Source organism: Schaalia cardiffensis F0333, from assembly GCF_005886435.1.
Taxonomy (GTDB): domain Bacteria; phylum Actinomycetota; class Actinomycetes; order Actinomycetales; family Actinomycetaceae; genus Pauljensenia; species Pauljensenia cardiffensis.
The window spans coordinates 2,002,167-2,019,676 of sequence record NZ_CP040505.1 but is presented as its reverse complement, the minus strand read 5'-3'; the positions used below and the strand labels follow the sequence as shown (position 1 = coordinate 2,019,676).

General features: G+C 60.6%; 15 protein-coding genes, 2 tRNA genes and 1 other RNA gene. 13 read left to right on the top strand and 5 right to left on the bottom strand.

Annotation, left to right across the window (positions count from 1 at the left end):
- Positions 1 to 110 precede the first annotated feature (110 nt).
- Positions 111 to 1,478, bottom strand: coding sequence for a uracil-xanthine permease family protein (locus FFA61_RS08305; RefSeq protein ID WP_005963080.1), 1,368 nt, complete (start codon positions 1,476 to 1,478; stop codon positions 111 to 113).
- 650 nt (positions 1,479 to 2,128) lie between these two features.
- On the opposite strand from FFA61_RS08305, the gene FFA61_RS08300 reads away from it, so the two are divergent.
- The 4 genes from FFA61_RS08300 to ffs all read left to right on the top strand — a co-directional run bounded on the left by FFA61_RS08300 (position 2,129) and on the right by ffs (position 5,323).
- On the top strand, positions 2,129 to 2,905 hold the full coding sequence (locus FFA61_RS08300; protein WP_005963083.1) for a glutamine amidotransferase-related protein: 777 nt from the start codon (positions 2,129 to 2,131) through the stop codon (positions 2,903 to 2,905).
- A gap of 717 nt (positions 2,906 to 3,622) precedes the next feature.
- Positions 3,623 to 3,707: transfer RNA gene (locus FFA61_RS08295), tRNA-Ser, on the top strand.
- 312 nt (positions 3,708 to 4,019) lie between these two features.
- Positions 4,020 to 5,135, top strand: a complete 1,116-nt coding sequence (locus FFA61_RS08290) for an IS1249 family transposase (protein WP_040314467.1) — start codon at positions 4,020 to 4,022, stop codon at positions 5,133 to 5,135.
- 92 nt (positions 5,136 to 5,227) lie between these two features.
- Positions 5,228 to 5,323, top strand: an RNA gene (gene ffs / locus FFA61_RS08285) — signal recognition particle sRNA small type.
- Positions 5,324 to 5,434: 111 nt separating this feature from the next.
- On the opposite strand, the gene FFA61_RS08280 is transcribed toward ffs, so the two are convergent.
- Positions 5,435 to 6,601: an IS1249 family transposase gene (locus FFA61_RS08280; protein WP_131247423.1), complete on the bottom strand. Its 1,167-nt coding sequence runs from the start codon at positions 6,599 to 6,601 to the stop codon at positions 5,435 to 5,437.
- A 586-nt stretch (positions 6,602 to 7,187) separates the two neighbouring features.
- On the opposite strand from FFA61_RS08280, the gene FFA61_RS08275 reads away from it, so the two are divergent.
- The 3 genes from FFA61_RS08275 to FFA61_RS08265 all read left to right on the top strand — a co-directional run bounded on the left by FFA61_RS08275 (position 7,188) and on the right by FFA61_RS08265 (position 8,555).
- Positions 7,188 to 7,260, top strand: a tRNA-Arg gene (locus tag FFA61_RS08275).
- 274 nt (positions 7,261 to 7,534) lie between these two features.
- Positions 7,535 to 7,747, top strand: a complete 213-nt coding sequence (locus FFA61_RS08270) for a hypothetical protein (RefSeq protein WP_131247227.1) — start codon at positions 7,535 to 7,537, stop codon at positions 7,745 to 7,747.
- The gene (locus FFA61_RS08265; protein ID WP_131247229.1) at positions 7,740 to 8,555 is read left to right on the top strand and encodes a hypothetical protein; all 816 of its coding nucleotides are present in this window, start codon (positions 7,740 to 7,742) and stop codon (positions 8,553 to 8,555) included. The genes FFA61_RS08270 and FFA61_RS08265 overlap by 8 nt, the downstream gene beginning before the upstream one ends.
- Positions 8,556 to 8,690: 135 nt before the next feature.
- Here FFA61_RS08265 and FFA61_RS08260 read toward each other — a convergent pair whose 3' ends face one another.
- The 3 genes from FFA61_RS08260 to FFA61_RS08250 form a co-directional block, all read right to left on the bottom strand.
- Entirely contained in the window at positions 8,691 to 9,062 is a 372-nt protein-coding gene (locus FFA61_RS08260; protein WP_005963089.1) for a hypothetical protein, read from the bottom strand.
- 587 nt (positions 9,063 to 9,649) lie between these two features.
- Complete coding sequence (gene gluQRS, locus FFA61_RS08255; RefSeq protein WP_005963091.1) at positions 9,650 to 10,576, bottom strand: tRNA glutamyl-Q(34) synthetase GluQRS; 927 nt, start codon at positions 10,574 to 10,576, stop codon at positions 9,650 to 9,652.
- A 353-nt stretch (positions 10,577 to 10,929) separates the two neighbouring features.
- The gene (locus FFA61_RS08250; protein WP_005963093.1) at positions 10,930 to 11,238 is read right to left on the bottom strand and encodes an MTH1187 family thiamine-binding protein; all 309 of its coding nucleotides are present in this window, start codon (positions 11,236 to 11,238) and stop codon (positions 10,930 to 10,932) included.
- 648 nt (positions 11,239 to 11,886) lie between these two features.
- On the opposite strand from FFA61_RS08250, the gene FFA61_RS08245 reads away from it, so the two are divergent.
- The 6 genes from FFA61_RS08245 (at position 11,887) to FFA61_RS08220 (ending at position 17,475) form a co-directional block, all read left to right on the top strand.
- Positions 11,887 to 12,453: a FluC/FEX family fluoride channel gene (locus FFA61_RS08245; RefSeq protein WP_051057815.1), complete on the top strand. Its 567-nt coding sequence runs from the start codon at positions 11,887 to 11,889 to the stop codon at positions 12,451 to 12,453.
- Complete coding sequence (locus FFA61_RS09450; RefSeq protein WP_005963097.1) at positions 12,450 to 13,028, top strand: fluoride efflux transporter FluC; 579 nt, start codon at positions 12,450 to 12,452, stop codon at positions 13,026 to 13,028. Before FFA61_RS08245 ends, FFA61_RS09450 begins: the two co-directional genes overlap by 4 nt.
- 214 nt (positions 13,029 to 13,242) lie before the next feature.
- Positions 13,243 to 14,235: a methionine ABC transporter ATP-binding protein gene (locus FFA61_RS08235; RefSeq protein WP_005963098.1), complete on the top strand. Its 993-nt coding sequence runs from the start codon at positions 13,243 to 13,245 to the stop codon at positions 14,233 to 14,235.
- Positions 14,232 to 14,972, top strand: coding sequence for a methionine ABC transporter permease (locus FFA61_RS08230; RefSeq protein WP_005963099.1), 741 nt, complete (start codon positions 14,232 to 14,234; stop codon positions 14,970 to 14,972). Before FFA61_RS08235 ends, FFA61_RS08230 begins: the two co-directional genes overlap by 4 nt.
- A 192-nt stretch (positions 14,973 to 15,164) precedes the next feature.
- Positions 15,165 to 16,004, top strand: coding sequence for a MetQ/NlpA family ABC transporter substrate-binding protein (locus FFA61_RS08225; RefSeq protein ID WP_005963100.1), 840 nt, complete (start codon positions 15,165 to 15,167; stop codon positions 16,002 to 16,004).
- A gap of 400 nt (positions 16,005 to 16,404) precedes the next feature.
- Positions 16,405 to 17,475 carry a sulfurtransferase gene (locus FFA61_RS08220; protein WP_005963101.1) on the top strand — a complete coding sequence of 357 codons (1,071 nt, stop codon included), beginning with the start codon at positions 16,405 to 16,407 and terminating at the stop codon, positions 17,473 to 17,475.
- The last annotated feature ends 35 nt before the right edge of the window (positions 17,476 to 17,510 follow it).

Sequence of the window (17,510 nt, the reverse complement as noted above, 5' to 3'; positions counted from 1 at the left end):
GTGATCTCAGTGGATTCTCTTCGTCCTGGTCCTCATGTGAGGCTCTGCGAGCACATCCTCTTGTGCGGATGATCACCGTGAGGGGGGAGCGTGAGGAGAAGCCTTCATAATCAGGCTTTCGGCGGCGCCGCCTTGTGACGGGTCGCGTACGCCTCGGACTCGAGCTCGGTTCCTGCGGGCGCCGAAGCGGGGGAGGCCTGCTCGAGGTTGGTGCCCCGCACCTTCGAAATCCAGCTCATGACGTGGTAGATGAGGATCGCGGCCCCAGTGCCCAGGGCGATGCCCTCGAAGGACATGTCGCCAATGTTCCAGGTGAAGTTCGCGATCGCGACAACGAGGGAGACGGCCGCGGTGTTGAGGTTCACCGGGTTGGAGAAGTCCACGCGGTTTTGGACCCAGATGCGCACACCGAGCATGCCGATCATGCCGTAGAGGACGGTTCCCGCGCCGCCGAGCACGCCCGCCGGGATTGTCGCGATGATCGCACCGAACTTCGGCAGGAGGGACAGGGCCAGACCAACGAAGGCGGCAACGACGTAGGCTGCGGTCGAGTAGACGCGGGTCGCGGCCATGACGCCGATGTTCTCCGCGTAGGTGGTCGTACCCGAACCGCCGCCCGAGCCCGCGAGGACGGTTGAGATGCCGTCGGCGAAGAGAGCACGGCCGGTGACGTCGTCGAGGTTCTCGCCGGTCATGGCGGACACGGATTTGACGTGGCCGACGTTCTCAGCGACGAGGACGAAGACGACGGGCACGAACAGGCCCAAGGTTGAGGGGTCGAAAGCGGGAGCGTGGAACTGCGGGAGGCCGAACCATGCGGCCTCGGAGATCGCGGAGAAGTCGACCTGGTTCTGGACGATCGCGGCCCCGTAGCCGATGAGGACTCCGAAGAGGATCGACAGACGGCCAATGATGCCCTTGAAGAGGACCGTGATCAAGCAGATTGACACGATCGTGATGAGGGCGGTGAGGGGCGCGGTTTTGACGTTGTTCCACGCGGCGGGCGCGAGGTTCAAGCCGATGAGCGCCACGATTGCGCCGGTGACGACCGGGGGCATGAGGGCATCGATCCAGCGCACTCCCGCGAAGTGGACGATCAGGCCGACGAGGGCGAGGGTTGCGCCGGTGGCGATGATGCCACCCTGGGCGTAGTTCATGCCCAGGGTTTCGGATACGGCGATGATTGGCGCGATGAGTGCGAAGGAGGAGCCGAGATAGGAAGGGAGGCGGCCCGCTGTGATGAGGAAGAAGAGGAGGGTGCCGATGGCGCTGAAGAACAAGGTGGTCGCCGGGGGGAAGCCGGTGAGCAGCGGGACGAGGAAGGTCGCGCCGAACATTGCGACGACGTGCTGAGCGCCGATGCCAATGGTGCGGGGCCAGGACAGTCGTTCACCTGCGGCGACGACCTCGCCGGGGGAAATAGTGGATCCGTCGCCGTGCAGGGTCCAGCGGAACAATCCGCGAGAGTTGTCGCTCATGAAAGAGCTCTCCGATCAGTCGATGGGCATATGGCCGTTTCACCGGTCGGAACATCAGGATACCGAGTCGAATCCTGCGGATTCGCACTGAGTGCGGTTCTGTGAGGATTCCCCCGTCCCTGTTCCTATCGCTGTCCCTGTTTGGCCCCCATCTGCTCGGGTCTGCTTGGGCTCGTGAATCGGACTTGCTTGGGCTCGTGAATCGGTGGCGTGTGTGCTCGCATCTCCTGGAGACGTTCCAATGGCGGACTGGCACTCTGGCTCTAGCGCTGGCCTGGTGGTGAGGTCTAGCGCTGGATTGGTGGTGAGGTCTGGCGCTCTAGCGCTGGATTGGTGGTGCGGTCTGGCGCTCTGGCGCTGGACTGCTGGTGTGCCCTCGGCCTGCGGAGACCCCAGACCCCTTCTAGGCGGTCCAGCTGGAGCGCGCGCTGCGCCCTCGGCCCGCAGGGGCTTCCAGGGGGGAGCTTTTCGAAGAAGAACTTCTCGAGCTCAGGGTATCCCTGGGCTTGCGGGCGCCCCCGGCTAGTGGGGTGTTCGTGGCGGTGCGTGGCTTTCCTGGACCGGCTGGGTGTTCCTGGGGGCGCGTGGCCTTTCTCGATCTGTCGGGGCTCCTGCGGTTGCAGGGCTTCCAGAGTGCGAGTGTCCTCTAAATGAACACCCTCGCCCTCGCGACCTTCTTTACTTATTCTTGGGATATGAACTCCTTTCTCTTGGTTTCTACGCGTCCTGAAGATGAGGCTGTTGCTGCTGAGTACGCCTCTTTCTTGAAGGTGACGGGCCTTGAGCCCGAGGAGTTGGAGCAAGTCCGCCTGGATATGCTGGGCCTTCCTGAGATCAATGTGCGCGCCTACGCCGGGATCATCGTTGCGGGCTCCGTGTACGGTACGACCACGCCCGACGAAACGAAATCGCCGAGCCAAAAGCGCGCCGAAGCAGAGTTGTGCAGGCTCCTCGCGCAGATCGTTGAAGCTGGGACGCCCTGCCTCACGACGGGTTATGGGGCTGAAGTTGCGACCGTTCTCATGGGCGGCACCGTGACGCGCAGGTGGGCGGAGTATCCACAGCTGACGGAAATATTCCTCACTGAGGCCGCTTTCGACGAGCCGCTCCTTGCCGGATTCCCTCGTTCCTTCATGACTTTCGTTTCTCATAACGAGGCCGCCGAGGAGCTGCCTGAAGGTGCGGTACTTCTCGCGAAGTCGATCACCTGCCCTGTGCAGATGGTCAAGCTCGCGAAGGACTTCTATGCGACTCAGTTCAATCCTGAGATTGATTCGGACGCGATCCGAATGGTGCTTGAGCGTTATGAGGATGCCGGGTATCCGGGTACTGATGATCTCGACTCCCTTTCCCACATTGCGCATCTGGGCGAGGCCCGCCATCAAGCGGGTAAAGTCGCGGCGAACTTCGCCAAGCTCTACCGCTGACTCTGCCTGATCGCTCACTCTTCGTTCAGGGCGGACTCTGCGTCATTACGGACTCTTCTTCGAGGCCGTCGCCTTGCGTCCTTTCAAGTCAAGGTCTGTGCTTTCCCGCTTCTTCTTGGCAACCCACTCCCAAGGGTTTGATGATGCTCGCGAGAAAGGCCCTGGATTCCATCTCGTCTGGCCTTCGCCTGTGAAGGTGCTGTCCAGGCCCCGTCCTCGTCAGTGAAGTATGAGAGTGAGCAGAAGGTCGACTGCTCAGCTGAACTTAGCTCTGTCCTCGTCAGTGAAGAACACCGCCGGAAGCATCGGCTGAGCGTGTGGAGGGAGGAGGTGGAATCATCCTCATCTCCACTCGTTTGCGACGCTTCATTGAATGCGTGGAGACGAGCGCGGTGTTGATCACTACGTCATCGCCGAGGGTGAAGGATCTTTGAGTACGTGGAGGAATGGGCTGCGATCAGGCCGGGCGCGGGGGTGAGGTACGAAGGATCTTTGAGTGCGCGGGGAACGATGGCGCCGGTGTGCCTTGGCGTGTTGCTCCTGGGCTTCGGGGGCGATCAAGGGCGCGACATTCGTGTGGGTGGCTCGTCGATTTCCCCTCAAATCCTGTTTCCTCGCCTCGGAGGTGCGTGAGCGAGTTCATGGGTTTGGTGGGGCTGAGCGGTTGGTGTTTTCCTCTGCTTTCCGTTTAGGATGGTCAGGTGCTTCGGCGCAGCTGGAGGATTCGCCTAGTGGCCTATGGCGCACGCTTGGAAAGCGTGTTGGGTGCAAGCCCTCGGGGGTTCGAATCCCCCATCCTCCGCAGAATAGCCCCGGAATCCTTGAGGTTCCGGGGTTTTTCGTTATTTTCGCGTGTCCTCGGCCCCTGCGGGGTGAGCGGGTGAGCGTCAGAAATGTGTGTACAGGGGCGGCGGGTCCTTGGTGGTTTGGGGGTTAAAGGACACCTCGTGTTGGTCTGACTGGGACTTTTCGTTGTGCTGGTGCGGGAAGGTCTGGGTTTTAGTTGGTGGCGGCCAACTATGAGGGTGGACAGAATGTGTTGGTCTGATCGGGGTTTTTCGGCTCTGTGGTGCGGGAAAGTCCGGGTTTTAGTTGGGTGTGTTTGCCTCTCGGGGTGAATACTGCTTCGTGCCCTGTGTGTGGTGGTCGGATGACGCGTCATGGGAAGACGTCAGCTGGACGGCAGCGGTGGAGGTGTACGGCCTGCAATGTCACCGGTCTGAATGAGATTGACGCGTCGGCCAAGCACCTGGGCGAGTTCCTTTCCTGGTTGCTCAGCGGGGCCCGTCAGGCGGATATGCCTGGGGGTGGGCGGTCGTTTCGGCGGCGGTGCCAGCACCTGTGGGAGGTCTGGCCTTTCGCTCCCGTGGTCGATGAGGTGCACGAGGTCGTGTTCGTTGACGGGATTCATCTGGGCCGCAAGGCGGTCGTGGTGATCGCTCAGACGCGTGAGCATGTGGTGGGCTGGTATGTGGCCAGGACGGAGAACTCGCGCGCCTGGGAGGCCCTCATGAGCAGGATCGCCCCTCCGGAGCTGGTGGTGACCGATGGGGGGAGTGGGTTCGAGAAGGCGCGTAAGAAGATCTGGCCGGATTCGCGGGTGCAGCGGTGCACGTTTCACGCGTTTTCGAAGGTGAAGGAAGCGACAACGACCCGTCCGAAGCTGCCTGCGTCCAAAGAGCTGTACGCCCTGGGCAAGCAGCTCATTCGCGTCACGGATCTTCCGCAGGCCGAGGCGTGGGTGGAGGACTACAGGGGGTGGTGTGAGCGGTGGGAGGCGTTCCTCGCCGAGAAGACACCCAGAGACGATGGCGGGTGGGAGTACACGCATGAGCGGCTCGTGCGCGCCCGTAACAGCCTGAACCGGCTACTGGCGAGGGGTGTGTTGTTCACGTTCTGCGACCCCACCTGGGGGCAGGCGATGCCGGCGATGAACAACCAGATCGAAGGAGCCACGAACGCGCCCCTGCGCCAAATGCTGCGCGACCACCGGGGTATGCGGCTCACGCGCAGGATCAAGGCGATCTTCTGGTGGTGCTACATGCACACGGAGCACCCCTTGTCGGCCGCTCAGATCCTGAAAGTCATGCCCACCGACACCCAGATCGAACAGGCCTGGCAACAGGCCTCACGCGACCACCCCGCCGCCGGCATCATCCCCCAATGGGGAGACGCCATCGCCTGGCATGAACTCCACCACCACAGCCCCTACCGCACCGACTGGGACTAGACCCGACCAACACATTTTGTCCTATAACCCTGGTTTGGTGTCCTGTGACCCCGTCGGTTCGCGCGCTCTTCGCGGCTCCATGTAGACTAAAGGTCGATCCTCCACGTGACGGTATCATCCGAACCTCCCCAGGGCCGGAAGGCAGCAAGGATAAGGGTGCGCTGCCGGGTGCGTGGAGGATCCTTTGCATACGCCCGATCCTTCGCGTGATGAGTCACGCTCGTGAGTCCGTTCTTAAGGTTAGGGATCGAGGGGTTACCGGCAGGAAAGTGTGGCATCGCTCGGGCGTGTCGTGGGGGTTATGTGCGTCCGGCCCAGCCTTTTCGGGTGTGGAAGCCGGTGTCGGGGCTGTAGGCGTTGTCGTAGTGTGTGGGCCCGTCTGGCCGGGGTTGTTGTTTGTGTGTTGTGGGGATGATCGTGTGGGGTTGCCTGGCGTGTTTGTCCCATTCGGCGAGCACTGTGGCGGCGTTGATGGGGTGTTGGTGGTGGGCGAGGAACCAGTGAATTGCGGTGATTTGGCGAGTCGTGTTCCAGCCTGCATGGGCGCGCAGTAGGGCGCGGATTTGAGCGTTGAGGGATTCGATGGGGTTGGTGGTGGATGCGAGGTTTGGTCGGCCAGGGTCGGTGAGGAATGTGAAGAGCTGTTTGTTCTTGAGGAGGCGTTCGAGCCGGTAGTACACGCGCCTGTCGCGTTCGTGGGTGTACCACCATTTCTTGCCTGTGGCTGCTGCCTTTTCGGGGTCTTGGGACGCGTAGGTGCGTTCTTTGAGGTAGTGGGCGTATTCGGTGTGGAAGGCGGCGAGCAGGCTCGCCCAGTGTGCGGCTTCATCCATGGTGGTGACGCGCAAGAGGGAATGGGACAGGCCTTTGAGGGCTTTCCCGGCGGGCGTGTGGGGGTTGTGGGTCAGGTCCACGGTGTTGTTGCGGTGGACATGCACGAGGCAGCGTTGGACCGGTTGGTCTGGTCCCCACAGGGTGCGGATCGCTGCCAGGGCGCCGCCTGCCCCGTCGGTAGTGATGATGCCCGGTGGGGGAAGTGGGCTGAGGAGCTGGGTGTAGGCCGTAGCGTTTTCTCGTCCGGCGGTAACCCAGTTCAACGGTGTGCGCCCGTCGGTGGCGATGAGGATGACCCAGGAGTGGGAAAGGAAGATCCCGTCAATGAACACCTGGTCATGAATGACGCCGTCCATGACTGGGAGGGGTGGTGGGACTTGCCAACACCACGAGGTGCGCTGGCGGAAGGATCGGCCGGTGAGTGTGCCGTCGCGTTCGGCTTGGCTGGTCTTGCCGGTCGCGTAGTTGATGAATGCTTCCAGGTCGTGGCGGCGAGTTACGTCAGGGCGCTTGAGAACTGTCGAGAATGAGCAGTTCCGGCAACGCCACCGGGGCGTACGAGAAGACGTTTTCCCGTTCGCGTTCATCGGCGCTCGGCAGATCGGGCACTTGGGGCGCTTGTCAACACTCACCCGCTCATATAGGCCCCACCCCTATGGGGAACGCGACTTTACGCGGTCAGATCAACGAAAAGTCCGGGTCGATGCCACACTTCCTTGCCGGTATCCCGGATCGAGAGGGTATCGGCGACGGTGACGTTCATGTAGTCACTCTGGTTCCGAGTTCGGGATCAATGCCCACAGTCCTGTCGCGCCGGGTTTGAAGCTTCGCTTAAAGCCTCATTTGCGGGTTATGGGACGCAACGCGAGGGATAGTGACTCGAAGGTACGCCTCCGTTCGGGTATGGCTGTCCGCAAGTCGAACCGTATCCCTTGGCTCTTGGAGAACACCCCAGGTCACAGTTTGTCTCGTCCGACTTGTGTGCGTCTGGTGTCCGACTTGTGGCCGCAGGTGGAGGCTCAGTGTCCGACTTGTAGACGCATTCGGGGTTTGGACTCCGCTGTGTGTTCACAGGCGAGCGCCAAGTATCCGGCTTGTGCTCTTTCCTGGTGGGACCCTGTTTGTCGGAGTGTGATCGAAACCTCCAGTGGGAAAGCCCCTCTCGTTTTGCCTTTTCGACGCAGGGGCGCGTACAGTTGGCGTCAGCCAAACGGCGATGCGCTCGTAGCTCAATGGATAGAGCATCTGACTACGGATCAGAAGGTTGGGGGTTCGAGTCCCTTCGAGCGCGCAGCGGCCCCCCTCGGTGCGATCCACCGGTGGGGGTTCTGCGTTTTTCTGCTCTTGGACGGCATGTTTCGCAAAATGTCATCGACGCTTGTACATAGTGTTGGTACACTGATCGACTATCGATAGCTTCTCAGGTTGGGTGAACTGTGATCGACCTCTCAGTGTTTGTTAGGTATGTTGGTCAAGTCGTCGGATCCGCTGAGTTTCGTGGTGAGGTTCGACGTCTGAGAGAGACCCTCCAGGAGAACTGTGAACAAACTGGCTCTATCGTTAAGGTGACAGCTGTCGTTCCTTTTGACTATGGCAGGGGCCAATTTGCGCGCATTGATGCAGATATAGATGCTCTTAATTCTGATGAGGCGGAAAAGGCTTTTGATGAGTTATTGAAGCGATCTGCTGCGATTAAATCACTTGAACGCAATATAGACGACCCGGAAGTGGAGGAGTTGTTCCTCGAACGAGGTCGACTGCTTTCGGCTGTTGGATGAGGCTATGTCGCGGCCGTATGGGGCGGAAGATGAGAGGAAAAAGGCTTTTGCCCTTTGGGATAAAAAGAAGCGTCTTTGTAAGATGCTACCCGCGCTTTTATCGGCCATCTGCAATCTGCTTATTGCGAGTTTAGCGTATTATACCGACGTTCCGTATCGCGAATGGCTCATCCCGCCGTTCGGGCTCTTGTCCCTTGTCGGCCTTTGGTTGCAGGAAAAGCAGAAGAAAAAAGCGCAGGATTCTCTAGAAACTCGGGACAAGATTAGACGTGACGCTGAGCGTAGTTACGGAACAATCGAAGAGACTATGCGAGCTTTTTCACTCTTCCTGCTTAAAGTTTTAGAGTTGGACAAGAACTCGACTGTACGTATAAGTCTCTATTGTCATGATGACGAGCGAGGGCAGTTTCTCCAGATCTCACGCGTCTCCTTTAACCCTGAATTGGCGAAGTCAGGACGCAGTAATTATTCTGATCAAGAGGGGCTGATTGCGACTTGTTGGCAACATTCCTCAAAAGTAGTCACAGGCTGGCCTGAAGATGTGGACGAATGGGTTGCAATCGCGGTGCAGAGCGGTTTGAAGGAAGATGTTGCAAAACGTGTTGCAATGAAAGCCAGATCGGCTGTTTATGTCCGTGTTGACTATGGGAGTAAGCCGATTGGTATGGTTGTAATTGAATCTTTGGAGCAGCAGGGGGTTAGCAATAGTACCATTCAGGCTTTAAGGGAACATCCGGTATTTGAGATTCTTAAAGAAGTCTTCTATTGGACGCGAGACACTTACTTAGTGAGGCGGTCGGGATTATAAATCCATGAAGGTGCTCTCTTCGTTTTATTAAGACGGTGTGGCGGAGCCCTTTCACCGGGGAGTGATCGCGAGGAAGATGACTGCTTCAGGCTCGCGCTCGAACATTCGTTTCGATGGCATCAGACATTCACAGCATCAGACATTCACTTCGACGGCAAGGCGTCCGTCCTCGTCGCGAGTCGCGCGAGCCTTCACTGCCGTCATCCTCAGCCCCGAATCGGCTCGCATGCGCTCGAGGAGGTCGTCAACGAGCTCATGGGGGAGCATTGCGATCGGGGAGCCAAGACTGTTGACCTCAAGAGTCCCGTTGGAGAAGTTCCCATGCACAATGAGAAGACAGACGAATTCGTGGGTTTGACCGAGGGCTTCGGCCCATTTCTCTTTCTTTGCGCGCTTGTCGAGCGCCTTTTGCAGTTTCTCGGTCCAGGGCAGGGAAGTCCAGTTCTCGGATTCGGCGAGGATCAGCGTCGGCTCCTTGTGGCCGAAGAGCTTCTGGAAAAAGTCCATGCGGTAAGTCTGCCACGAGGAGTTACTTTCCCTGGGAGACTGCGTTATCGCGGTGGCCTCTTGATGAAGTCCCTTCGGGGGAGGCTTTTGACGTGAGGACGGGGCCCACAATCGCCTAGTGGTGGGGCTGGCGTTCAGTGGTGGGGTTGGTGCCCAGTGGTGGGGTTGGCTTCTAGTGGTGGAGGCGTCCTTTGAACGGGCGCGCAGCGCGGCGACCTTCTGGCGTTCAGTGGTGGCTAGATTCTAGTGGCGGGGTGGAGGCTCCTCGGGGTGCGATGCCCAGTGGAGGCTTTCGTGAGTGGAGGGGTTGACGACGTGAGGAGGGGATATAACCCCTCCACTTGTCGTCAACCCCTCCATTAGGAACGCTCGCTCGAGTTCGGGGACGTCAACCCCTCACCTCGGAAGATGTGCCCAGATCCGCCCGCAAATGGGGCGACTCAACACGTCGCGAAGGTAAAGACTCCGCGCTTCTTCAGGCTCACCCGTGGTGAGGTGAGCACGAGTCGGTAAGCCCTCCGACCTATCCCGAGCTTTGAGGCCCTCCCGTGGACGGGGTGACGGACATCTCCAGCCTGGGCAGCGAGCTACGCACCTTGAGGTCCTCCCGTGGGCGGGGTGACCACCCACGGATCCAAGGGCATCGCGCGCAGGCGATCCATGTCGAGGGCATCGAGAAGGTCTGCAGCCGTCCTCGCCCCCGATACGCCCAAAGAACGTCCGATCCATTCGAGGACATCCGCGGGCGACCACCCCAGGGCAGCCAGATCCTCGAGGGTCACCGCTCCATCGCGCTTTGCGAGCCTCGCGCCCGAGGGAGCCAGCGCGAGTGGGACGTGGACGTAAACGGGAACAGGAATCCTGAGCAGAGTCGCTAACGCCGCCTGCGCGGGGGCCTGTGAGAGAAGGTCGTCTCCTCGTACGACCTGGTCGACGCCCTGGAATCCATCGTCGACGACTGCTGCGAGGTTGTATGCGGGCACACCGTCGCTGCGTTGCACGACGAAATGATCGACCGGGCCCGTGTACTCGCCGTGAAGCTCGTCGAACACGGTCCACCGCGATGCGGGTGCTCGGAGGCGTAGCGCGGGCAAGCGGTGCGCGGCTGCAAGTTCTGCCCTTTTCGCTTGGCGCTCGTCCTCGGAAAGATGCAGGCAGGTCCCCGGGTAGTGGCCTGGTGGGACGTGTGGAGCGGAGGCGGCTTCGCGGATGTCTTTGCGGGAGCAATAGCATTCGAAGAGCAGGCCTTTCGCAGCAAGATCATCGAGTGCGGCGGTGTGCGCCTCATGCCGGGTTGATTGCACGAGGATCTCGCCGTCCCAGTCGATCCCGATGGCCTGAAGATCGGCGATCTGGCGTTCCGCGCTGCCCGAACGTACGCGGTCAATGTCTTCCAGCCGCAGGACGAAGGCGCGCCCTGTGCGTCTTGCCCACACCCAGGACAGGATCGCCGTTCGCAGGTTCCCGAGGTGGAGATCTCCTGTCGGCGAGGGCGCGAAACGGCCCGTTCCCACACTTACGGACGAGGACGAGGGCGAGGACGAGGCCAGAGCGGAGGCTGGGAGTGAATTCTGGGAAGAGGCCGGGGCTTGGGAGGAGAGCGGAGCTGGAGAGGATACCGCGAGTGAAAGCGGGCCTGGTGGCAAAGATGAAACCGAGGAGTGACCTGGCGGTAGTGACGAGGCCGGGGGCGGAGAGAAAGTCGACTCGGCCTGTCTGCTCGCTAAGACGTGACTGTCTAAGACATGAGGCGAGCCGGAGACCTCAACGGGAGCCGCATCCGGGGAAACGGATGTTGGATGCTCAAAGTTTTCAATCGGATTCATGCTCATAGGACGATGCTCAAGGCAAGGGGAAAATCGTGCGATCAACCGAGCTCTGCGATCGCGCTCTCGAGGCGTTCCAGTTTGCCGTGCATCTCATCGCTGCGACCCGCGCGGATATCGGCCTTCATAACGAGGGAGACGCGGGGAGACACTTCGGCAACCGCGTCGGTGGCGGCTTTCACGACGGACATGACTTCATCCCATTCGCCCTCGATAGTGGTGAACATGGATGTCGTTTCGTAGGGCAAGCCCGATTCGCGCACGATCTTCACGGCGCGGGCGACAGCCGAGGTGACGGCGCCCTCGGCGCTGGAGGTCGTGGTCGGGGCGACGGCGAAGGCGAGGAGCATGTCTTCAGTCTAAAGCGGGGTGCCGGAAGGCGGAGGGGCGGAAATGAGGGGTGTGGGCGGGGGTGTTCAAAGAGCGGCTATGCCCAAGCGGGTGGGTGAAGACATCTGGTGAGGCTTCGTGGCGGACAGCGAGGGTCCGAAGAGGGCTATGTGCGAGCGGGTGGTGAAGAGTCTGGGGCAGCAGCAGATGAAGACTTGCTCATGAAGCATTCGAGGGTCCTGGCCGCAATTGGAGCGTTCCCAAGCGGGCAGTGTGGGCGGAATGCCAGAAGGAAAAGGCGTCGGGAACGGGGCTGCTCAGGTGGAAGGCCAGAGAATGAAGGCGTCGGGAAGGGGGCTGCTCAGGTGGAATGCCAGAAGGGGAAGGCGTCGGGAACGGGGCAGTGTGGATGGAATCGCGAACGGGGTTTCGCCCGTGGGCTTGTCGGCGTCGGGAAGGGGGCTGCTCAAATGGAAGGGCGCAGGGGAAGGCATTGGAAAAGAGACGATGAAGGTAAAGTGACCGAAAAGCGGACTACTCACTAAGCAGATGAGGCGCTGGCAGATAGTGCAGGAATAGCGAGGGAAAAAGGAGAGTGCGTGTCAGCAGGCGTAATGCCCAGGCTTTGCGAGGCTCGGGTGGCAGGAAGGCAGATGTAGACTTCCGAGGTGAACTCTTTCGCCCACCCCTCGCCCGGAGCGAAGCGCGTGAAAACACGGGAAAAGTCCCTGTCGGAGTGGGTTTTCGTAGCCATAGGAGGCGCTGCGGGGGCGCTCGCGCGAGCAGGCCTTGACGCGCTCGCGGAACTCTTCCCCTACTCAGGCGTCCTTGCTTCTTTCATGCTGCTCCCCTGGTCGACGCTCTTGGCGAACCTGGGCGGAGCATTCTTCCTCGGTGCTCTTTCAGCCTTCCTCACTCGCAAAATGGAGCTCACTCCACAACTTCTGCGCCTGAGACTCCTCGCGGCGACAGGACTCGCCGGAGCTTTCACAACCTATGGGAGTCTTATCGCTGCGAGCGGAATGGCGATGATACGGACACCGAACGTCACCACGATCCTCAGCGCCGCAGCGGCTTCTCTCCTCTTGCTTCTTCTCGGCGTCATCTCAGCGGCTGGAGGTTGGGGGCTTGTGAAGAAGCTGGCGAGAGTGGCTGAGACGCAAAGAATCGGCACGATGAAGAGAAAAGCCCCCTCGAAGGACGCTGAGGTTTGCGAAACAGGGGGCTTGGAATGACGAGTCTGCTTGTCTGGATCGCCCTGGCCTTCGGCGGTGCTCTCGGGGCTGTGTCCCGCTGGAAGCTCGACCTTGCAGTGCGTAGCCTCATTGCCCGCCGCTTCGACAAACGCCTTCAACACAGCCCCGCCAAACGCCTTCAACACAGCCCCGCCAAACGCCTTCAACACAGCCCCGCCAAACGCCCTGGCGAGAAAGGAAATCCCCCAAAGAGCCTTCTTGAGAAACCCACTCGAGAAGAACACCACCCCCACGATGAAAAGCCACAAGAAGAACCCCGAAAACCGCTACTCGCTCCAATGCTCGGCATTGGCCTGGTCAATGTCCTCGGATCCTTCCTCCTCGGACTCCTCATCGCCGCACCAATGATCGACTCGGAGCTGAGACTCGTCGTTTCAAGCGGATTCCTCGCAGGCTTCACAACCTTTTCCACCGCGGTCATGGACTCGTGGACCTTATGGCGTTCGGGCAGACGAGCCGCATCCTTCGCCCTGCTCCTTGGTGTGTGGGCGGGCGCCCTTATCGCCCTCTTCTTCGCTTTTGCTCTTGGCAGGTTCGTCTTCTCAGCGAGCTAGCCCTATCTCCGAGGAGCTTCTCACGTTCTCAGTGGCGCGCGCCTCACTGGGATGAAGCGTTATCGTCGCAGATCAACAGTCATTCGATTCCGAATAGTGGGGGAATGTAACACAAGATTTGGGTCCCCAAAAAGAGCCCCCTATGCTGAACTCATCCACAACAGGGTGCACAACCGCGGCCTGAGAAGCGCTAAGACACGACACGGAGGGCGTCATGATCGACCTGAACGGAGTCCGTAAGGTGTACTCCGTCAAGGGCGGCAACGAAGTCGTCGCCCTCGACAATGTCACGCTCCACGTCGACCGCGGCTCCATCCACGGCATCGTCGGACAATCCGGCGCCGGAAAATCTACCCTCATCCGCTGCCTTACCGCCCTCGAACATCCGACTGAAGGGGCGATCATTGTCGACGGCCTCGACCTTGCGCAACTACGTGGCAAGAAGCTGCGTGAAGCCCGTCGTCGCATTGGCATGGTCTTCCAATCGGCGAACCTTCTCGACGGTCGCACCGCCGCTGAGAACATCGGCTATCCGCTGAAACTCGCTGGGGTGCCGAAAGCACAGGTGAAGGCCCGAGTTGCCGAACTCCTCTCCCTCGTCGGTCTCGCGGGGCGCGGCAACTCCTACCCCTCACAGCTCTCCGGAGGACAGCGCCAACGCGTCGGCATCGCCCGCGCACTCGCCGACAATCCTGCCGTCCTGCTCTGCGACGAACCGACCTCCGCCCTCGACACCGACTCGACTCGTCAGATCCTTGACCTGCTCACTCGAGTCCGCGACTCTGAAGGCGTCACCGTCCTCGTCATCACCCACGAAATGGCCGTTGTCCGAGAAATCTGCGACTCCGTTACCCTCCTCGGGCACGGAACAATCATCCAGACCGGCGCCATTGAGGAGGTCATCGCTGACCCGACGAGTCCCCTGTCGCGCGAACTCATTCCCGCCCCCAGCGTCGACGAGGCAGACCTGCGCGGAGACACCAGTCTCCTCGATGTCATCTTCACCTCGCACCCAGGTGTTCCCACTGGTGCGACCGTCCTTAATCTCACCTCTTCAATGGGCGCGGACGTTACCGCCGGAACCTTCGAATCCATGGGCTCCACCCAGGTCGGAAGACTCGCACTCTCAGTGCCCTCCTACCATGCGCAGAAGATCATCGACAAGCTTCGTGAGCAGAATATTTACGCCGAAATGAGGTCCGCATGAGCCTGACGCTTCCCAGCCTCGCATCCGCGGCGAACCAGCTTGCACTGCTTGTCCCTACCGGGAAGAACGACCCGAAGTGGCTCGATAACCCGGCGTTGACCAAGGAGTTCATTCCCGCGACCCTCGACACCCTTGCGATGATGTTCTTCGCGACGGTATTCACGGTCCTCATCGGCCTGCCTCTTGGTCTTCTGCTCGTGCAGACCGGCAAGTCGGGCCTCACGCCGAACCGCAGCGTTTACCAATTCGCTTCGGCCGTGGTCAACGTCGTCCGATCCTTCCCCTTCCTCATCGGCGCGATCGTGCTCTTGCCCCTGACACGCTTGATCGTGGGCACGACCCTCGGGTGGCAGGCGACCGTTGTTCCCCTCGTGATCCTCTCTGTCCCCTTCTTCGCTCGCCTCGTCGAATCGAACATCCTCGCCGTTGACGCGGGCAAAATTGAGGCCGCTCAGATGATGGGCGCCTCTAACCGGCAGATCCGCTGGGGCGTCCAGGTCCGTGAAGCAGCCCCCGCCCTCGTGCAGTCGATCACGACACTCGCGATCACACTCATCGGATATTCCGCGATTGCCGGAGCGCTTGGCGGCGGTGGCCTCGGGCAGATGGCCATGAACTACGGCTACAACCGTTTCCAAGATGACGTCATGATCGTCACGGTTCTCGCGATCATTGTCATCGTTCAGATCGTCCAGATGTTCGGAGACATGATTTCCCGGCTGGTGGACCACCGCTGAGGCGACCGCCAGCCGGGTGAGATCCTGGCCCAGCACGACTATCTTCTTCCGACACTCACCCATGGACGAGGGCGAATGCCCCCGACCCGCAAAGCGGGCTACCATGCCCGCATACACAGCTTCGCCGAAGAACTGGGAACAGGCCGATAGGTACTCCCCGGATCAGTCGCGACATAACGAAAGAGACCCATCATGCGCAACTTCCGTCAAATCCTCGCCGCTTCCGCGGCCGCAGCTCTCGCCCTCGGCCTTTCGGCCTGCTCTTCGAGCGCCGACAAGGCGGACTCCACGAACGGAGCGGACGCTTCGGGCATCGTCACCTTGAAGGTCGGTGCCTCCCCTTCACCGCACGCGAAGATCCTCAAGTACGTTGACGAAAACCTCGCCGCCGAGGCGGGCATTGACCTCGACATTGTCGAATACACCGACTACATCCAGCCGAACGAGGCCCTCAAGTCCGGTGATCTGGACGCAAACTTCTTCCAGACCGTCCCCTACCTCGAGCAGCAGGCCGAAGAAAACGGCTACGAGTTCACCGCGGGCAAGGGCATTCACCTTGAGCCTCTTGCCGTCTACTCCGAGAAGCTCAAGTCCCTCGATCAGCTTCCCGAGGGGGCGACCATCGGCATTATTGACGACGTCACCAATCAGTCCCGTGCACTTGCCCTTCTTGCCGAGCAGGGGCTCGTCACCCTGCCGACCGATGGTTCCGACGCCAATGTCCACACGGTCACCAAGGTGAAGAAGTTCGAGTTCAAAGAGGTCCAGGGCCCGCAGCTCGTGCGTTCCCTCGCCGATGTGGACGTCGCCGTCATCAACGGCAACTTCGCACAGGAAGGTGGTCTGAGCCCGAAGGATGCGATCGTCGTCGAATCCCCTGAGAACAACCCTGCCGTGAACATCCTCGCCTGGGCGAATAACACGAACAAGCTCGATGCCGTCAAGAAGCTTGAGGATCTGCTTCACTCCGACCAGGTCAAGCAGTACATCGAACAGACCTGGTCCGACGATTCCGTCATCCCGGCTTTCTGATCGGCCGAGGGGCTTTTGATCGGTTAAGAGACTCTCTCTCGCCCCGAGTGATGGCCGAGGAGGGTGGACGTCTTGCTTTGACGATCACCGGCGGCCAGGATCTTCAATGACGAGAGTCTTACCTGACCAAAGCCTCAGCTGACCAAAGCCTCAGCTGACCAGAGGCTCAACTGAATGGATACCCCGTGGGGCCCGCTCTTTGTGGCGGGCCTCACGCTCATTTAGCGGGGGATTCCTGGTCGCAAAGTGGAGGGTTTGGCGGCAAGTGGAGGGGTTATATCCCTCCACAAGTCGTTATCCCCTCCACTTGTGTGAGGCGAGATTCCCAGGGCATGTGCAGCAGAAGCTTCCTTTCCCGGACACTCACCTGGCGACTCCACAGCTTCGATACGGTTGCGCCATGACGAATTCCCCGTTAATCAGCGCCGCTGAGCTGGCCTCCCTCCTCGAGAGCTTCGATGCCCTGACTCCAAGCAGCCCAGATCACGACACAACAGCGGACTCCTCCGACCACTCAGCCCCGGACCGCTCCTCTTCTGCTCCAGGCTTGCATAGCTCTCCCGAGCCTCTCGGTGCCCCTTTGACTGCCGACGAGGCCGAACACAGGATCGTCCGTGATCCGGCCTCCCGGCCTCTTATCCCGAATGAATCCGGGCACACGATCGCTCGCGACGTGGCCGAGCAGGTTCTCATCCTCGATGTCCGCTACCCGGGTCCAGGCTCGCCGATCGATGGGCACCTCCAGTACCTCGAGGGGCATATCCCCTCGGCCTGCTACATCTCGATGGACGAGGCTCTGGCCGCCCCGCACATCCTCGGCGTGACGGGCCGCCACCCTCTGCCCTCCCATGATGTCTTCGAGGAGGCGATGCGCGCAGCAGGGCTTCGCAAGGGCAGGCCGGTGGTGATCTACGACGATTGGAAGTCGATTGCGGCGGCCCGATGCTGGTGGTTGCTGCGCAATGCTGGGTACGAGAACGTTCGTGTCCTCGACGGCGGTTGGCGGGCATGGGTGGATGCAGCCCTGCCCGTCGAAACGGGAGAGGTCGCCCCCATTCCCGGATCCTTCACAGCCGCTACCGGATTTTTCCCGAGCGTTGATGCCGTGGGCGTAGCCCGGATCGCTTCAGAGGGGATCCTCCTTGATGCTCGTCCCGCGAATCGCTTCCGCGGTGAAGATGAGACGATCGACCCAGTTGCGGGTCACATACCGGGTGCGCGCTCCTTCCCGGCCCTGAATCTCATCAACGAGGACGGGTACTTCCTTCCCGCTCACAAGCTTCGCACGATGTTCGCCTCAGTTGGTGCGACTGACGAGGCCGAGGTCGGTGTCTACTGCGGTTCGGGGATTCAGGCTTCGCACGCCGTGCTCGCGGCAGCGGTCGCGGGTTTGAGGCTCCCGGCCTTGTACGCGGGGTCCTGGTCGGAGTGGATTGTCGATCCTTCTCGCGAGGTGGAGATTGGGGTCTGATCCCATTGACAAGACAGGGGCGTTTCAGCCCATTC

Bases quoted from the DNA above. Each gene is read 5' to 3' on its own strand.
- FFA61_RS08260 (WP_005963089.1), bottom strand. From the start codon at position 9,062: ATGGACTTTTTCCAGAAGCTCTTCGGCCACAAGGAGCCGACGCTGATC.
- FFA61_RS08220 (WP_005963101.1), top strand. From the start codon at position 16,405: ATGACGAATTCCCCGTTAATCAGCGCCGCTGAGCTGGCCTCCCTCCTC.
- FFA61_RS08305 (WP_005963080.1), bottom strand. From the start codon at position 1,478: ATGAGCGACAACTCTCGCGGATTGTTCCGCTGGACCCTGCACGGCGAC.
- FFA61_RS08300 (WP_005963083.1), top strand. From the start codon at position 2,129: ATGAACACCCTCGCCCTCGCGACCTTCTTTACTTATTCTTGGGATATG.
- FFA61_RS09450 (WP_005963097.1), top strand. From the start codon at position 12,450: ATGACGAGTCTGCTTGTCTGGATCGCCCTGGCCTTCGGCGGTGCTCTC.
- FFA61_RS08250 (WP_005963093.1), bottom strand. From the start codon at position 11,238: ATGCTCCTCGCCTTCGCCGTCGCCCCGACCACGACCTCCAGCGCCGAG.
- FFA61_RS08225 (WP_005963100.1), top strand. From the start codon at position 15,165: ATGCGCAACTTCCGTCAAATCCTCGCCGCTTCCGCGGCCGCAGCTCTC.
- FFA61_RS08230 (WP_005963099.1), top strand. From the start codon at position 14,232: ATGAGCCTGACGCTTCCCAGCCTCGCATCCGCGGCGAACCAGCTTGCA.
- FFA61_RS08235 (WP_005963098.1), top strand. From the start codon at position 13,243: ATGATCGACCTGAACGGAGTCCGTAAGGTGTACTCCGTCAAGGGCGGC.